Consider the following 857-nt stretch of genomic DNA (forward strand, 5'->3'; position numbering starts at 1 on the left):
ACGCAGGAAGACTAATCCGATAATCTTATAAAAATATCATTCTTTCGGCCTATAAACAACCTGTCTAAAATAATTGTGTGGTTATGATAAGAAAAAACAGGGGTTTAATGTAAAATCATGTTATGATAAAATTCATCTCAAGTGAATTAAATCATAAAAATAAGGTTTCAGACGGCCTGAAACCTTGAAACTTATCCAATAAACGCAACATCTTGAACCACACTCCATACTCTGCTTCGCAAAGGACTACCAAAATGAAAATTTTCGCACTGATATTGGCCGGCGGGCAGGGAAGCCGGATGGGAGGTGTCGATAAGGGGTTGGTACAATGGCACAATAAAGCCTTGATAGACCACGTTATCGAAAAAATCCGCCCGCAAGTCAGCCATATCGCCATCAGTGCCAACCGCAACCTTGAATCTTACGCCCAACGCAGCGCGCACGTTTTCTCGGATGCGCGCCAATGGCAGCATTACGGTCCTTTAGCCGCCTTATGTACTGCCGCCAACGATTTACAAATTGCCACTGCCGATTGGCTGCTTATCGTCTCCTGCGATATGCCCCGCCTGCCTGAAAACTTGGTTTCCCAGTTTGAGACCATCGCCAAACGCACGCCGTTGTGCAATGCATTTTACGTTGAAACCCCGTCCAGGCCGCATTACAGCGTGATGTTTATCCGTCCGCAAATCCTGCAAAGCACCGTGCCATACCTTTATTCAGGAATGCGCAGCATCCGCGGCTGGTTGCAACAACAGCGCGCGCGGGTTGTCCATTTCCCTCATGAGCAGGATTTTATCAGCTACAACACGGAAAACGATTTGGCCCAGCCTTTGTAGTTGGGTCAGTAAGGGGACTAA

The 857-nt window shown here is 46.9% G+C and carries 1 protein-coding gene; it reads left to right on the plus strand.

Going from position 1 to position 857, the window contains the following annotated elements:
- Positions 1–254: 254 nt before the first annotated feature.
- On the plus strand, positions 255–836 hold the full coding sequence (gene mobA / locus ACTHS3_RS15880) for a molybdenum cofactor guanylyltransferase MobA (RefSeq protein WP_063068994.1): 582 nt from the start codon (positions 255–257) through the stop codon (positions 834–836).
- Positions 837–857: the final 21 nt, after the last annotated feature.

It is taken from the genome of Neisseria sp. P0009.S007 (genome assembly GCF_051962515.1).